Genomic DNA, 14064 nt, shown 5'->3' with positions numbered 1-14064 from the left:
GTGTCCGGTCGCTTCCTGCCGCCGCGGGCCGAGCGCGTTGCGAAAGTGGCTTTCGCAACGTTGAAGGTTGCGAAAGCCACTTTCGCAACGCCGGCCGGGCGGGCGTCGGGGCGACCGGCGGGCAGCCGGGGGTCACGCCCGCACCCACCGCGCGCATGTCGCGAAAGCCACTTTCGGGACACCAGAGGTCGCGAAAGTGGCTTTCGCGACGTCGCCCGGCGCCCGGCGAGCTCGGCCGAGTCCTCATCGCAGCTCCACCTCCGCCCCGCGGTACAGCGGCCCGACCAGCAGGCTCCCCCAGTTCGGCACCTGATCCGGCGTCGTGCCCATCGCCGGCGACACGAGCAGGTCGATCAGCCGTTGCTCGTCCGGCGAGTTCACCACCGACCCACCCGCGTTCCCGCCCGCGGGAATGGTCCCGTTCGACGGCAGCCTGCCGTCGGGGTCGCGCGGCGGCGCGGGCTTCGAGGATCCGTCGTCGATGGCGCCGTCCGGCGGGTACTGCGGCCAGCGGCCCGGCGGCGGCACCTCCGGGTAGCATCGCGGCCCGCGTTTGTCGTTGTACTTCGGCTCGTCGACCCCGGGCAGGTACTTGCCCCGGCTCGGCGTGAACTCGATCGTCACCCGGCTGACCTCGGGATGCGCGGTGCCCTTGCCGAACGCGAGTTCCGCGCGCGGCACCGATCCGGCGAGCTGCTTGAGCAGGCACGGGTATTCCGGCGCGTATTTCGCGAGAACGTCCAACGTGGGCTGAAGGTTGGTGGTGAGGCGGATCAGGTTGTCCTGGTTCACCTTCAGGAAACTCGTCAGGTCGATCGAAGCCGCCGTCACCGTCGAGTAGACGTCGGCGAGCCCGCGCTGGCTCTCGACCAGTGTCTTGCTCGTGGTGGTCAGATCCGAAAGCGCGGCCAGCAGATCCGGTGCGGCCTTGTCGTAGATCTTGGCGGCGTCGGCGATCCCGGTGATGTCGGCCTTCAGGTCGGGCAGCGACGGGTTCACCTTGCCGAGGTAATCCGAAAGCCCCGCCATCGTCGCGCCGAGCTGCTTGCCCTGACCGTCCAAAGCGGACGCGACGGCGTTGAGCGTGCTGGCCATCTTCTCCGGCTGGACGGCCTGCAGCAGCGGCATCACGTTGCCGAGCACGGTTTCCAGCTCGATCGCGCTGCTGCTGCGGTCCTGCGGGATGACGTCGCCCTCGGCGATGTGCCGCTCCGGCTTCTCCGGGATCTGCAAAGCGACGTACCGTTCGCCGAACAACGTCTTCGGCAGCAGCCGCGCGGACACGTTCGACGGGATGACCGACGTCTTGTCCGGCTGCAGCGCCAGATCCATCGTCGCCCGATCACCGTGCGCCTGGATCGTCCGGACCTCGCCGACGACCATCCCCCGCACCTTCACGTCCGCGCCTTCGCGCATCTGGTTGCCGATGCGGTCGGTCTCCAGTTTCACCAGCGTCACCGTGGTGAAGGCCTTCTGGTAGAAGGCGATGGTGGTGACGAAGAACAGCACGACCACCACGAGGAAGATCAGCCCCAGCACCTGGTGCCGGAGCCGCTGCAGCAGAATCCTCCTGTTCACCCGGAAATCCTCACCGTCGTCGTGGCGCCCCAGATCGCGAGGCTGAGGAAGAAGTCGAGGACCGAGATCAGCACGATCGACGTCCGCACCGCGCGCCCGACCGCGACGCCGACCCCGGCGGGCCCACCGCTGGCGGTGTAGCCGTAGTAGCAATGCGAAAGGATCACGAGCACGCTGAAGATGATCACCTTGAGGAACGACCAGAGCACGTCCTCGGGCGGCAGGAACAGCGTGAAGTAATGGTCGTAGGTGCCCGCGGACTGGCCGTAGAGCCAGATGGTGATCTGCCGCGAGGCGAGGTACGACGAAAGCAGGCCGACGGCGTAGAGCGGAATGACGGCGGTGACGCCGGCGATTACCCGTGTCGTCACCAGATACGGCAGGCTCGGCACGCCCATCACTTCGAGCGCGTCGATCTCCTCCGAGATCTTCATCGCGCCGAGTTGCGCGGTGAACCCGCATCCGACGGTGGCCGAGAGCGCGAGCCCGGCCGAAAGCGGCGCGACTTCGCGGGTGTTGAAGTAGGCCGAGATGAACCCGGTGAGCGCGGCGGTGCCGAGCTGGTTCAGCGCCGAGTAGCCCTGCAGGCCGACGATGAGGCCGGTGAACAGCGTCATCCCGATCATCACGCCGAGCGTCCCGCCGATCACCGCCAGCGCGCCGGTGCCGAAGCTGACCTCGGTCAGCAGGCGGAAGATCTCGCGGCCGTAGCGCCGGATCGTGCGCGGGGTCCAGGCCAGCGCGCGGAAGTAGAACGACAGCTGACCGCCGAAGCCTTCCAGCATCGCGCCGGGACGCGCGATGATTTCGAGCGTCCGGTCGGAGACAGCGGGTTCGCCTGCCATGTCACATCGCCTTCGGCGGGACGATCCGCAGGTAGATCGCGGTCAGCACGACGTTGATCAGGAACAGCAGCAGGAACGTGATGACCACGGCCTGGTTCACCGCGTCGCCGACGCCCTTCGGCCCGCCGGCCGGGTTCAGCCCGCGGAACGCCGCGACCACCCCGGCGACGAAACCGTAGAGGAGCGCCTTGATCTCGCTGATCCACAGATCCGGTACCTGGGCGAGCGCGTTGAAGCTGGCGAGGTACGCGCCCGGGGTGCCGCCCTGCATGACGACATTGAAGAAATAACCGCCGAGCACGCCGACGACGCTGACCAAACCGTTCAGCAGCACCGAAACCACGATCGCGGCGAGCACGCGGGGCACGATCAGGCGCTGGATCGGGTTGACCCCGAGGACTTCCATCGCGTCGATCTCTTCGCGGATCTTGCGGGCGCCGATGTCGGCGCAGACCGCGCTCCCGCCCGCGCCCGCCACCAGCAGCGCGGTGATCAGCGGGCTCGCCTGCTGCACGATCGCGAGCGCGCTCGCCGCACCGGTGAACGACTGCGCGCCGATCTGCTGTGTCAGCGAGCCCAGCTGCAGCGCGATGACGGCGCCGAACGGGATCGCCACCAGTGCCGTCGGCAGGATCGTGACGCTGGCGAAGAACCAGCACTGCTGGATCCATTCGCGGAACTGGAACGGGCGCTTGAAGATCGCGCGCAGGACCTCCCACGACAGGGTCGCGAGCCTGCCGACCTGTGTGAGCGCACCCGTACCGGGGACGGACACCGTCGCTCCCACAGAACCTCCCAGCTCGCCTGCCCCGAGTCTTACTCCACCTGTCAACGCCCCATTGCGTTAGCGGTGTTCACTTTGCTCTCGGCACCTCCGCGTCAGAACTTGAGAGCATGCGTGGCCGTGGCGCCACCATCGGCGATGAACTCCGCGCCCGTGCTGTACGAACTTTCGTCACTCGCCAGGAACAGCACGAGCTTCGCGATGTCCTCCGGCTGCCCGACGCGGCCGAGGGCGACCTTCTTGCCCACCCACGACATGTCGACTTTCTGCCCGCCCGCGGCGGCCGCGACCATCGGGGTGTCGATCGCGCCGGGATGGACCGAGTTGACGCGGATGTTCTTCGCGCCGAGTTCGAGCGCGGCGACCTTGGTCATCCCGCGGATCGCGAACTTGCTCGCGGTGTAGGCGACGAGGAACGGCATCCCAGCGAGCCCTTCGACGGAGGACACGTTGACGATGGAGCCGCCTCCGGCCCCGGTCATCGGTTCAACGACCGAACGCATCCCGAGAAACGCCCCGATCTGGTTGACCCGGATGACGCGTTCGTAGTCGGCGAGCGTGGTCTTGCCCAGTTCCGAGAAATGCAGGATGCCCGCGTTGTTGACCAGCACGGTCGGCGGGCCGAACTCCGAGACGGTGCGCTCGATCGCGGCTTCCCATTCGGCCTCGTCGCCGACGTCGAGATGCTGGTAGACCGCGGACTCGCCCAGATCGGCCGCGAGTTTCTTGCCGTCGAGGTCGTTGATGTCGGCGATCACCACGCGCGCGCCCTCGGCGACGAACAGCCGCGCGGCCGCCTCGCCCTGCCCGCGGGCGCCGCCGGTGATCAGCGCTACCTTGCCGTCGAGCCTGCCCATCGTCATCTCCTCCGATTCACGGCAGCGACATGATCTCGGACGCGGAGAACATCCGTTCCGGGTCGCGGTCGGCGAAGTAGCCGCCCACGCTGGTGGCGAGTTCTTCGGGGGTCCAGGTGCCGTTGACGGTGTCGAACCGCTGTTCCACCGACGGCGGCCGCATCAGCGCGACCATCCCGCCGTAGACGAGGAACACCTGGCCGTTGACGCGATCGGCGTCCGGCGAGCAGAGGAAGGACACGAACGGCGCGACGTGGTCGACCGACAGCGGGTCGATCCCTTCCGGCGCGTCGGCGCCGAAGACCCCTTCGGTCATCGCCGTGCGGGCACGCGGGCAGATCGCGTTGGCGCGGACGCCGTACCGCGAAAGACCGCGTGCGGTGGAGACGGTGAGCGCGGCGATACCCGCCTTGGCCGCGGCGTAGTTCGGCTGGCCGGGCGCGCCGAGCAGGAACGACTCCGACGCGGTGTTGACCACGCGGCCGTACACCGGCGCTCCGTCCACTTTGGACTTGTCGCGCCAGTACGCCCCGGCGTTGCGGGAAAGCAGGAAATGCCCGCGCAGGTGGACGCGGAGCACGGTGTCCCATTCGTCGTCGGACATCGAGAACAGCATCCGGTCGCGCAGCACGCCCGCGTTGTTGACCAGGACGTGCAGCCCGCCGAAGTGGTCGACGGCGGCGGTGAGCAGCGCGTCCGCGGTCGCGGACTCCGACACGTCGCCGGTGACCGCGACGGCCTTGCCACCCTCGGCCTCGATCTCGTCGGCCACCGCCTGCGCCGCGGCCGACACGTCGTTGACCACCACCGACGCTCCCGCCGCGGCCAGCGCCAGCGCCTCGGCCCGGCCGAGTCCCGCGCCGGCCCCGGTCACGATGGCCGTCCTGCCGTCCAAGCTCACTCCAGGCCTCCTTGCCTCTCCGCACACAGTAGAATCTGTTCTTGCTCGATGCAAGCATCAAATAAACGGTGCTAACCACGTATGAGCAGGGCGTTTTTCGGGCAGCTCGCCACAGCCTGAGTAACACGTTCTACTTGGTTCTGCGGAACTTCCGCCGATGCGAGGACAAGCTCCTCGTCGTCGTCGAGATCGAAGACCTTGGGCGCGAAGCCGACACAGATCGCGTTCGCCTCACAGAGCGAGCGATCGACGTCGATCTCCATATTCCCTCCTCGCCGCCACACTGGTACAACTAGAACAGGTTCTACCTTACCGCCGCGAGCGGCCATGGCACCAGTAACGAGCACCGACGGCAGAGGTGACGGATGCGGATCGACTACACGCCGGAGCAGCGGGCGCTGGCGGCGGAACTCAGGGAGTACTTCGCCGGGCTGATGACCCCCGAACGCCGTGAAGCCCTGGCCGGTGACGGTGGCGAGTACGGCGACGGCCTGGTGTACAAGGAAATCGTCCGCGATCTCGGCAGCGCGGGCTGGCTCGCGATCGGCTGGCCCCGCGAGTACGGCGGGCAGGACCGGCCGATGCTCGACCAGCTCGTCTTCACCGACGAGGCGGCCGCGGCGGGGGTGCCCGTCCCGTTCCTCACGGTGAACACCGTCGGGCCGACCATCATGCGCTACGGCACCGAAGAACAGAAGGCGTTCTACCTGCCGAAGATCGCCGCCGGCGAGCTGCACTTCGCGATCGGCTACTCCGAGCCGGGCGCGGGCACCGACCTGGCGTCCCTGCGCACCCGCGCGGTCCGCGACGGCGACGACTACGTCATCAACGGCCAGAAGATGTGGACGAGCCTGATCGAATACGCCGACTACGTCTGGCTCGCCGCCCGCACCGACCCCGACGCCCGCAAGCACAAGGGGCTGAGCATGCTGATCGTGCCGACCTCGGCCCCCGGTTTCTCCTGGACGAAGGTGCACACGGTCGCCGGGCCGGGCACGAGCGCGACCTACTACGACGACGTGCGCGTGCCGGTGACCTCCCGGGTCGCCGGGGAGAACGAGGGCTGGCCGCTCATCACGAACCAGCTCAACCACGAACGCGTCGCGCTGACCTCGGCCGCCCCGATCCAGACGTCGCTGCGCGAGGTGCGGAGCTGGGCGCAGACCACGAAACTGCCGGACGGCTCCCGCGTCATCGACCAGCCGTGGGTACGGCTGCACCTGGCGCGGATCCACACGCACGCCGAGTACCTGAAGCTGCGGAACTGGCGGATCGCCTGGGCGGCCGCGAGCGGCGACCTAGGCCCGGCGGAGGCGTCGGCGACGAAGGTGTTCGGCACGGAGTTCGCGACCGAGGCGTACCGGCTGATGATGGAGATCCTCGGCGCGGGCGCCGTGGTCCGCGAGGGCTCCCCCGGCGCCCAGTTGCGCGGCCGGATCGAACGGCTGCACCGGTCTTCGCTGATCCTCACCTTCGGCGGCGGGACCAACGAGATCCAGCGGGACATGATCGCCGCGACCGCCCTCGGCCTGCCCGTCACGCGCTAGGAGATATCGATGGACTTCACGCTCACCGAAGCGCAGCAGGATCTCGCTTCGCTCACGCGCCGGATCCTGACGGACAAGGTCACCCCCGACGTGCTGGGGCCGCACGGTTCCGGCGGCTTCGACGCTCCACTGTGGACGGCGCTGGCGCAGGCCGGGGTGCTCGACGCGGCGCTGCCGCAGTCGGTCGGCGGTGGCGGGTTCGGGCTGCTGGAGCAGTGTTCCGTGCTGGCCGAGATCGGGCGCGCGGTCGCGCCCGTCCCGTATCTGACGTCCGTCGTGATGGGCGCGGCCGCGGTCGCGGAATTCGGCGACGGGCGGCTGGCCGAGCGCTGGATCGTCCCGGTCCTGCGCGGTGACCACGTCCTCGCGGTGGCGCTGCCGGACTACGGCGTGCCCTGCGGGTTCACCGCCGAGGCCGACGGTGACGGCTGGCGGCTGACCGGCGCGCAGACCGCGGTGCCCTCGGGGGCGTTCGCGCACGGGTTCCTCGTCGAGGCCGCCATCGACGGCGGACGGCAGGTGTTCCTGCTCGACCGGGACGCCGTGACGGTCTCGCCGCAGCGGACGGTCGACCACGCGGACGCGGCGCTCGTCGAGCTGTCCGGTGCGAAGGCCGCCACGTCCTTGGGCGACATCGGTGAATGGCTGCGGCTGCGGGGCACGGTCGGCGTCTGCGCGCAGCAGCTCGGCGTGGTCGAGCGGGCGCTGGAGCTGACCGCGGCGTATGCGCGGGAACGCAAGCAATTCGGCAACCTCATCGGGAGTTTCCAGGCGGTGCGGCAGCGGCTCGCCGACGCCTACGTCGACGTCGAAGCCGTCCGGCTGACGTTGTGGCAGGCGGCCTGGCGGCTGAGCGAAGGGCTTCCGGCGGCCGAAGAGGTCGCGACGGCGAAGTTCTGGACGGCCGAGGCCGGGCACCGGGTCGCGCACACCGCCGTGCACGTCCACGGCGGGGTCGGCATCGACGTCGACCACACCCTGCATCGCTACTTCGTCGCGGCGAAGCGGCTCGAGTTCACCCTGGGCGGGGCGACCGCGCAGCTGCGGGGGCTCGGCGACCTGCTGGCCGCGGACCCGGCATGACCCCCACGGTCACGGAACTCCTGCTCGCGCGGGCGGAGGACCGCTCGACCGGCCTGCTGTTCGAAGACCGGCGCTGGTCCTGGGCCGAGCACGTCCGGGCTTGCGCCGGACACGCCGCCGCGCTCACCGGGATCCTTCGGCCAGGCGGACACTTCGGGCTGTTGGCGGACAACGTTCCCGAGTTCTCGTTCCTGCTCGGCGGGGCGGCGCTCTCGGGACACGTGCTGGTCGGCCTGAACCCCACGCGCCGGGGCGCGGCGCTGGCCCGCGACGTCGCGCTGGCCGACTGCGAGCTCGTGTTCGCCGAGGAGAAGTACCTTCCGCTGCTGTCCGAGGCCAACGTGCCGGTGCTGCCGCTGAGCGAGCTGGAGCCGGTGCCGGCGGCTGCCGAGCCGGTGGCCGCGAAGCCGGAAGACCTGCTCATGCTGATCTTCACCTCCGGCACCAGCGGGGACCCGAAGGCGGTCCGGTGCACGCACGGCAAGATCGCCTACCCCGGCGAGATGCTGGCCACCCGGTTCGGTCTGTCCACAGAGGACACCGTGTACGTGTCGATGCCGATGTTCCACTCCAACGCCATCATGGCGGGCTGGTCGGTCGGGCTCGCCGCCGGCGCGGGGATCGCGTTGCGGCGGCGGTTCTCGGCCTCCGGCTTCCTGCCGGACGTCCGGAATTTCGGGGCGACGTACGCCAACTACGTCGGCAAGCCACTGTCCTATGTGCTCACCACTCCTGAGCAGGACGACGACGCCGACAACCCGTTGAAACTGGTCTACGGCAACGAAGGCGCGGAGGCCGACCTCGCCGCATTCGGCAAGCGATTCGGCTGCCACGTGGTCGACGCCTTCGGTTCGACCGAGGGCGGCGTGAACTTCGGACGGGACGCCACCACCCCGGCCGGTTCGCTCGGCCGGCTGCTCGACGGCGTCGCCGTCCTCGACCCGGAGACCGGGAAACCCTGTCCTCCGGCGGAATTCGACGCGCGCGGGAAGCTGCTCAATGCCGCCGAGGCGGTCGGCGAACTGGTCAACACCGGCGGTCCCGGCTTCTTCGCCGGGTACTACGGGGATCCGGCGGCCGAGGCCGAGCGGATGCGCGACGGGATGTACCACACCGGCGACCTGGCCTACCTCGACGCGGACGGCTACTGCTACTTCGCCGGGCGGCTCGGCGACTGGCTGCGCGTCGACGGCGAGAACCTCGGCACGGCCCCGATCGAGCGCGCGCTCCTGCGGCATCCCGCGGTCAGCGAGGCCGCCGTGTACGGGGTGCCGGATCCGCGGGTGGGCGACCAGGTGATGGCCGCCCTGGTCTGCCGGACGCCGATCGACGCCGACGAGCTCGCCGCTTTCGTTGCCGCGCAAGGCGATCTGGGGCCGAAGCAGCGGCCCCGGTTCGTACGGACGCTCGCCGAACTCCCGCGGACCGCCACACACAAGGTCCTCAAACGCGACCTGGCCGCCGACGGGACCCGCGACGCCCACGAGCTCCACTACCCCCGCATTTAGTCCTCTGGATGCGGTAGTTCGCGTTGGCAACTACCGCATCCAGAGGACTAAATGCGGAGTGGATCTCAGGGTCGGGACGGGTGATCTTCCCGATGTCCGCGGCCGGGCGCGTTGCCTACGTTCGGTGCCATGAAACGAACAACGCGCCGGATCGGCGTACTGGCGACCGCTCTCGCCCTGCCCGCCGTCCTCCTCACCCCGCCCGCGTCGGCGGCGCCCGTCCGCTTGAGTCTTCCCGCACCGACGGGTCCGTACGCCGTCGGCAGCACCGACCTCCATCTCGTCGACCACTCCCGCCAGGACCCGTGGGTTCCCGGTGTGCCAAGGGAATTGATGGTCACCGTGCGGTACCCGGCTTTGCCGAGCGGAAAGCCGAAAGCGCCGTACATGGCGCCAGGTGTCGCGAAGGTCGTGGCCGAGGGCGACGCCGTCAAGCTGGGTATGGCGGCGGATCGGCTCGACTACCGCTTCCCCACCCACTCCCGGGTCGGCGCTCCCGCGATCGGTGGCAAGCGGCCCGTCGTGCTGTATTCGCCCGGCGGCACCTTGTCGCGTTCGCACGGCACCACCCACCAGGAACAACTCGCGAGCGAGGGCTACGTCGTCGTGGCCATCGACCACACCCACGAAGCGGAAGCGGTGGAGTTCCCCGGCGGCCGCGTCGCGAAGAAATCCTTGCCGCCGTCGAGTATCGAGGTGTCGAAGCGCGTGATCGACACTCGCGTCCGGGACACGCGTTTCGTGCTCGACTCACTCGGACTGAGCCAGGCCGGCATGTTCGGCCACTCCGCCGGCGGGTTCACCGCGGGCGAGACGATGGTGAGCGACCGGCGCATCGTCGCCGGGGCGGATCTGGACGGCAGCATGGCCCACTCGCAGTCGCAGCGGATCTTCGGCCGCGTCGCCGACGAGGGGCTGGACCGGCCGTTCCTGTTGATGAGCGCCGGTGACCACAGCGCCGCGTCGGACGCGTCCTGGCAGGAGTTCCTCCGCAACCAGCGTGGCTGGACGCGCGAAGTGCGGCTGCCGGACGGCGAGCATTTCAGTTTCACCGACTACCAGACGCTGTTGCCGCAATTGGGCAATGCCCCGGCCGCGTTCGTGGGCACCATCGATCCCGCGCGCAGCGTCGCCGAACAGCGCACCCGGCTCTCGGAGTTCTTCGGCAAGACACTGCGTCACCGAAGCAGCGACATGACCAACGTTTCCTTGAGCCAGGCTTCGTAGTCGTCGTGACTCCACCCGGCCTCGGTGACGAGGCTGGTGTGGACGTCGGCGCTCATCAGGGCCACGGCGACGTCCGCGGCCCTGGGCACCACCGCGCGCCCGCTCTCGCGGATACGGCCGACGACCATCTCGACGCCGAGCCGGTTACGCCGGGCGCCTTCCGCCTGGGTCGCGGCGATGTCCGGATCGACGGCGGCGCCGGAGCTCAGCATCGCGACGATGTCACCGCAGCGTTCCCGGACCTGGCGGGCGACCGTGGCCAGCAGGCCGAGCAGCGCGACCGGGTCCTCGGTCCGCTGCGCCTCGGCGACGACGTCGGGGATCCCGGCCTCGTCGTCGAGGAGGTCGACGAGACCGCCGAGGACCCCGGCCTTCGAACCGAAGTGCGCGTAGATGGTCTGCGGGGACACCCCCGCTTCCTGGGCGATGAGGCGGATCGGTGTCCGCGCGTACCCGCGCTCGGCGAAGAGGCCGCGGGCCGCCGTCAGGATCGTGCGCAGCGTCAGCGCCTCACGACGGTCACGCAACCGGACGATGCCGGGAAGGTCCGCGGGCATGTATGCTCCTTGAAAGTTGGAACGTTGTTCTAATTTATGGATCGTCGTTACAGGAAAGGATAGCGATGACCACCGAGGAGATCATCACCGCGCTGGAACGCGCCTGGAACGCGGGCGACGGCGAGGCGTGGGCCGCGAATTTCGCCGAGGACGCGGATTTCGTCGACGTCGTCGGCCGCATCCAGCGCGGCCGCGCGACGATCGCGCGCGAGAGCCAGAACATCTTCGACACCGTCTACCGGGGCAGCACGCTGCGGATCCGTCAGGTGTCGAGCCGTCCGCTCGGCGGCGGGTTCGATCTCGTGCACACCGCCACCAAGCTGACCATCCCCGCCGGTCCCCTGGCCGGGAAAGCTGAGGCGGTGCAGTCGAAACTCGTCCACGACGGGCTGATCGTCGCGTTCCACAACACGATCAAGCGGGATATCGCGGCGTTCGCCGGCCACGACGCGGACCTAGCGGCCCGCTCGCCCCAGGAATGGCTCAAGCAGGGGCGTTGATCGGCCGCAGCCGTCGCGGCCCCGTGTCGGGCCGGGACGGTGGCGGACCCAGCACGATCCGCGCGTTGGCGACGAAGGCACCGTCCGGTGACGCCAGAATCGGGTCGAGCGTCATCGAGCGGACCTCGGGATTGTCCTCGGCGAGCGCCGCGACGCGCAACACGATGTCCTGGAGCGCGGCCAGATCCGCCGGTTCGTCGCCGCGGTACCCGGTCAACAGCGGCGAAGTCCGCGGCTCGCGCAGCAGCGTGGCAGCGTCGACGTCGGTGAGCGGGACCGCCCGGTAGGCCCTGTCCCCCAGCAGCGTGCTGACCAGGCCGGAGAGACCGAACGACACGAGCGTGCCGAATGACGGATCGTCCTGCAGCCCGACCACGCACGAAATGCCCTTGGGTGCCATCCGCTGGACGTAGACCTCGTCGTCGCCGGAGATCTCCCGCAGGTCGAGATACGCCCGGCGCACTCCGTCCACAGAGGACAGATCGAGCCGCACGCCCGCCAGGTCCGGCCTGCCGCGCAGCCGTTCGTCGACGGCCTTGAGGGTGACCGGGAAGCCCAGCTCCTCGGCCGTCTTCACCGCTTCGTCCGCGGACGTCACCACCCGGAACGGGACGACGTCGATGCCGTAGCAGCCCAGGAGCCGGACCACGTCGTCGTCGGACAGCAGGGTCGTCTTGCCGTCCTCGCCCGCCAGCAGTTCGGCGACGATCACTTGCGCCTGTTCGGCGTGCAGGCCGGCGGGACGCACCAGGTTTCCCTGCGGCCGCTGCCGCCAGGCGGCGTAGCGCACGACCCGCGCGAGCGCGTTCACCGCGCGTTCGGGGCTGGGGTACGACGGGACCGAACCCCGCGTCGGCACGCCGTCCTCGGACAGCACGGCGAGTTCGTCCGGCACGCCTTCGACGGCGAGGAAGGTCGACACGATCGGCTTGTTCTTGTCCATCTCGACGACGGCCTCCCGCAACGCGCGGGCGTACGCGGTGCCAGGGATCGCGAGCGGCGGCACGAAGACCACGACCAGCGCGTCGGTCTCCGGCGAGTTGAGCGCCTCGCGCACGGCCGCGGCGAACTCCTCCGGGCTCGCCTGCGGCCCGACGTCGACCGGGTCCGAGGTCAGCCGGAGGCCGTGCGCCCGCGCGGTGTCCGCGGCGAGCAGCCCGATGGCGCTGGAATTGCCCACGATGGCGATCCGGGGCCCGGCGGGCAGCGGCTGGTGGGCGAAGACCAGCGCGGTGTCGAAGAGCTGCGCGAGCGTGTCGACGCGGACGACACCCGCCTGCTCGAACAAGGCCTGGACGCTGGACTCGTCGACCTCCGCCGACGTCGCGGCGAGCTGCGGGCGGACCGCGTGCCTGCCGGATTTCACCGCGACCACCGGTTTCGTCCGCGCCAGCCGCCGGGCGAGCCGCGCGAACTTGCGCGGATTGCCGAACGATTCCAGGTACAGCAGGACGAGGTCGGTCGCCGGGTCGGTCTCCCAGTACTGGAGCAGGTCGTTGCCGGAGACGTCGGCCCGGTTCCCCGCCGAGACGAACGTCGACAACCCGAGGCCGCGCGACTCGGCGTCCGCGAGGATCGCGGTGCCCAGCGCGCCGGACTGGCAGAAGAACCCGGTGCGGCCGCGCGCGGGCAGGCGGGGTGCGAGGGTGGCATTGAGCCGGACCGAGGCGTCGGTGTTGAGCACGCCCAGCGCGTTCGGGCCGACGACCCGCATCCCGTGCGCCCTGGCCTCGCCGACCAGTCTCAGCTCGGCGTGCAGCCCGTGCGGCCCGGCCTCGGCGAATCCGCCCGAGACGATCAGAAGGGTCTTGACCCCCTTGGCCAGTGCACCGTCCAAAACGGACTCGACGGCCTCGGCGGGCACGGCGACCAGCGCGAGGTCGACGTCCTCGGGGATGTCCACGACGGACGGATAGGCACGGACGCCGCGGACGGACTTGTGCTCGGGGTTGACCGGGTAGACGGTGCCGGCGAAGTCGGCGCTGAGCAGGTTCGTGAGGGCGACGTAGCCGATCTTCGTCGGATCGGTGGACGCGCCGATCACCGCGACCGACTTCGGGTGCAGCAGATTGTGCACGCTGCGCGCCTCGGCGGCCTGCTCCCGGGACCGGGCGACCGCGAGCGACTCCTCGGTCGGGTCGATGTCGAACTCCAGGTGCAGCACGCCTTCTTCGATCTCGCGGCTGACCTGGTAGCCCGCGTCGCGGAACACGCGGACCATGGCCGCGTTCTCGGCGAGCACTTCGGCGACGAAGCGGCGAAGCCCGCATTCCGATGCGGCGGCGGCCAGATGTTCCAGCAGGATCGACCCGAGCCCGCGGCCCTGGTGGGCGTCGTCGACGACGAACGCGACCTCGGCCGACGGTCCGTGTTCGAGCCGTTCGTACCGGCCGACCGCGACGATGTCGTCGCCCAGCAGCGCGACGAAGGCGACGCGGTCGTGGTGGTCGACGACGGAGAACCGTTCGAGGTCGCGCTGCGGGATCCGCGGATAGGCGCCGAAGTACCGGAAGTAGCGGGTGCGTTCGGACAGCCTGCCGTGGAAGGCGACGAGCCCGTCGGCGTCGCTGGGGATCACCGGGCGCAGGTGCACCGTGCCGCCGTCGGAGAGCAGGACGTCGGCCTCCCACTCGCGCGGGAAGTCGTACGGGTCGCGTTTGGTGTCCTCACTGGCCAT

Annotated in this window: 13 protein-coding genes; 5 read left to right on the top strand and 8 right to left on the bottom strand. The window is 69.8% G+C overall.

Annotated features, from left to right (window positions below; translation table 11 throughout):
• Positions 1 to 243: 243 nt before the first annotated feature.
• The 6 genes from ACZ1DY_RS14520 to ACZ1DY_RS14495 form a co-directional block, all read right to left on the bottom strand.
• Positions 244 to 1578 carry an MCE family protein gene (locus ACZ1DY_RS14520; protein WP_257488010.1) on the bottom strand — a complete coding sequence of 445 codons (1335 nt, stop codon included), beginning with the start codon at positions 1576 to 1578 and terminating at the stop codon, positions 244 to 246.
• Positions 1575 to 2423, bottom strand: a complete 849-nt coding sequence (locus ACZ1DY_RS14515; RefSeq protein ID WP_034322613.1) for an MlaE family ABC transporter permease — start codon at positions 2421 to 2423, stop codon at positions 1575 to 1577. Before ACZ1DY_RS14515 ends, ACZ1DY_RS14520 begins: the two co-directional genes overlap by 4 nt.
• 1 nt (position 2424) lies before the next feature.
• Positions 2425 to 3210, bottom strand: coding sequence for an MlaE family ABC transporter permease (locus ACZ1DY_RS14510; protein WP_125675589.1), 786 nt, complete (start codon positions 3208 to 3210; stop codon positions 2425 to 2427).
• Positions 3211 to 3302: 92 nt separating this feature from the next.
• Positions 3303 to 4064, bottom strand: a complete 762-nt coding sequence (locus tag ACZ1DY_RS14505) for a glucose 1-dehydrogenase (RefSeq protein WP_465484674.1) — start codon at positions 4062 to 4064, stop codon at positions 3303 to 3305.
• 16 nt (positions 4065 to 4080) lie between these two features.
• Positions 4081 to 4965 (bottom strand): 3-oxoacyl-ACP reductase, encoded by an 885-nt coding sequence (locus tag ACZ1DY_RS14500; RefSeq protein WP_465484673.1) that lies wholly within the window; start codon positions 4963 to 4965, stop codon positions 4081 to 4083.
• 71 nt (positions 4966 to 5036) lie between these two features.
• Positions 5037 to 5228 carry a ferredoxin gene (locus tag ACZ1DY_RS14495; RefSeq protein WP_465484672.1) on the bottom strand — a complete coding sequence of 64 codons (192 nt, stop codon included), beginning with the start codon at positions 5226 to 5228 and terminating at the stop codon, positions 5037 to 5039.
• Between the two features lie 102 nt (positions 5229 to 5330).
• Here ACZ1DY_RS14495 and ACZ1DY_RS14490 point away from each other — a divergent pair, with 102 nt between their 5' ends.
• From ACZ1DY_RS14490 to ACZ1DY_RS14475, 4 genes are all read left to right on the top strand, one after another.
• Positions 5331 to 6512, top strand: a complete 1182-nt coding sequence (locus tag ACZ1DY_RS14490) for an acyl-CoA dehydrogenase family protein (RefSeq protein WP_126734886.1) — start codon at positions 5331 to 5333, stop codon at positions 6510 to 6512.
• Between the two features lie 9 nt (positions 6513 to 6521).
• Positions 6522 to 7595: an acyl-CoA dehydrogenase family protein gene (locus ACZ1DY_RS14485; protein WP_457956266.1), complete on the top strand. Its 1074-nt coding sequence runs from the start codon at positions 6522 to 6524 to the stop codon at positions 7593 to 7595.
• The gene (locus ACZ1DY_RS14480; RefSeq protein WP_465484671.1) at positions 7592 to 9103 is read left to right on the top strand and encodes a long-chain-fatty-acid--CoA ligase; all 1512 of its coding nucleotides are present in this window, start codon (positions 7592 to 7594) and stop codon (positions 9101 to 9103) included. The genes ACZ1DY_RS14485 and ACZ1DY_RS14480 overlap by 4 nt, the downstream gene beginning before the upstream one ends.
• A gap of 129 nt (positions 9104 to 9232) precedes the next feature.
• Positions 9233 to 10330 carry an alpha/beta hydrolase family protein gene (locus ACZ1DY_RS14475; RefSeq protein ID WP_465484670.1) on the top strand — a complete coding sequence of 366 codons (1098 nt, stop codon included), beginning with the start codon at positions 9233 to 9235 and terminating at the stop codon, positions 10328 to 10330.
• Here the strand turns inward: ACZ1DY_RS14475 and ACZ1DY_RS14470 are convergent.
• Positions 10282 to 10887: a TetR/AcrR family transcriptional regulator gene (locus ACZ1DY_RS14470; RefSeq protein ID WP_465484669.1), complete on the bottom strand. Its 606-nt coding sequence runs from the start codon at positions 10885 to 10887 to the stop codon at positions 10282 to 10284. The genes ACZ1DY_RS14475 and ACZ1DY_RS14470 overlap by 49 nt on opposite strands.
• Positions 10888 to 10952: 65 nt before the next feature.
• Between ACZ1DY_RS14470 and ACZ1DY_RS14465 the strand changes: the two genes are divergently transcribed.
• Positions 10953 to 11387 (top strand): SgcJ/EcaC family oxidoreductase, encoded by a 435-nt coding sequence (locus ACZ1DY_RS14465; RefSeq protein WP_465484668.1) that lies wholly within the window; start codon positions 10953 to 10955, stop codon positions 11385 to 11387.
• Here the strand turns inward: ACZ1DY_RS14465 and ACZ1DY_RS14460 are convergent.
• The gene (locus tag ACZ1DY_RS14460; protein WP_465484667.1) at positions 11371 to 14064 is read right to left on the bottom strand and encodes a bifunctional acetate--CoA ligase family protein/GNAT family N-acetyltransferase; all 2694 of its coding nucleotides are present in this window, start codon (positions 14062 to 14064) and stop codon (positions 11371 to 11373) included. The two genes, ACZ1DY_RS14465 and ACZ1DY_RS14460, sit on opposite strands and share 17 nt — an antisense overlap.

It is taken from the genome of Amycolatopsis sp. PSD-21, from assembly GCF_055561455.1.
This window is presented reverse-complemented; position numbering and strand designations above follow the sequence as displayed.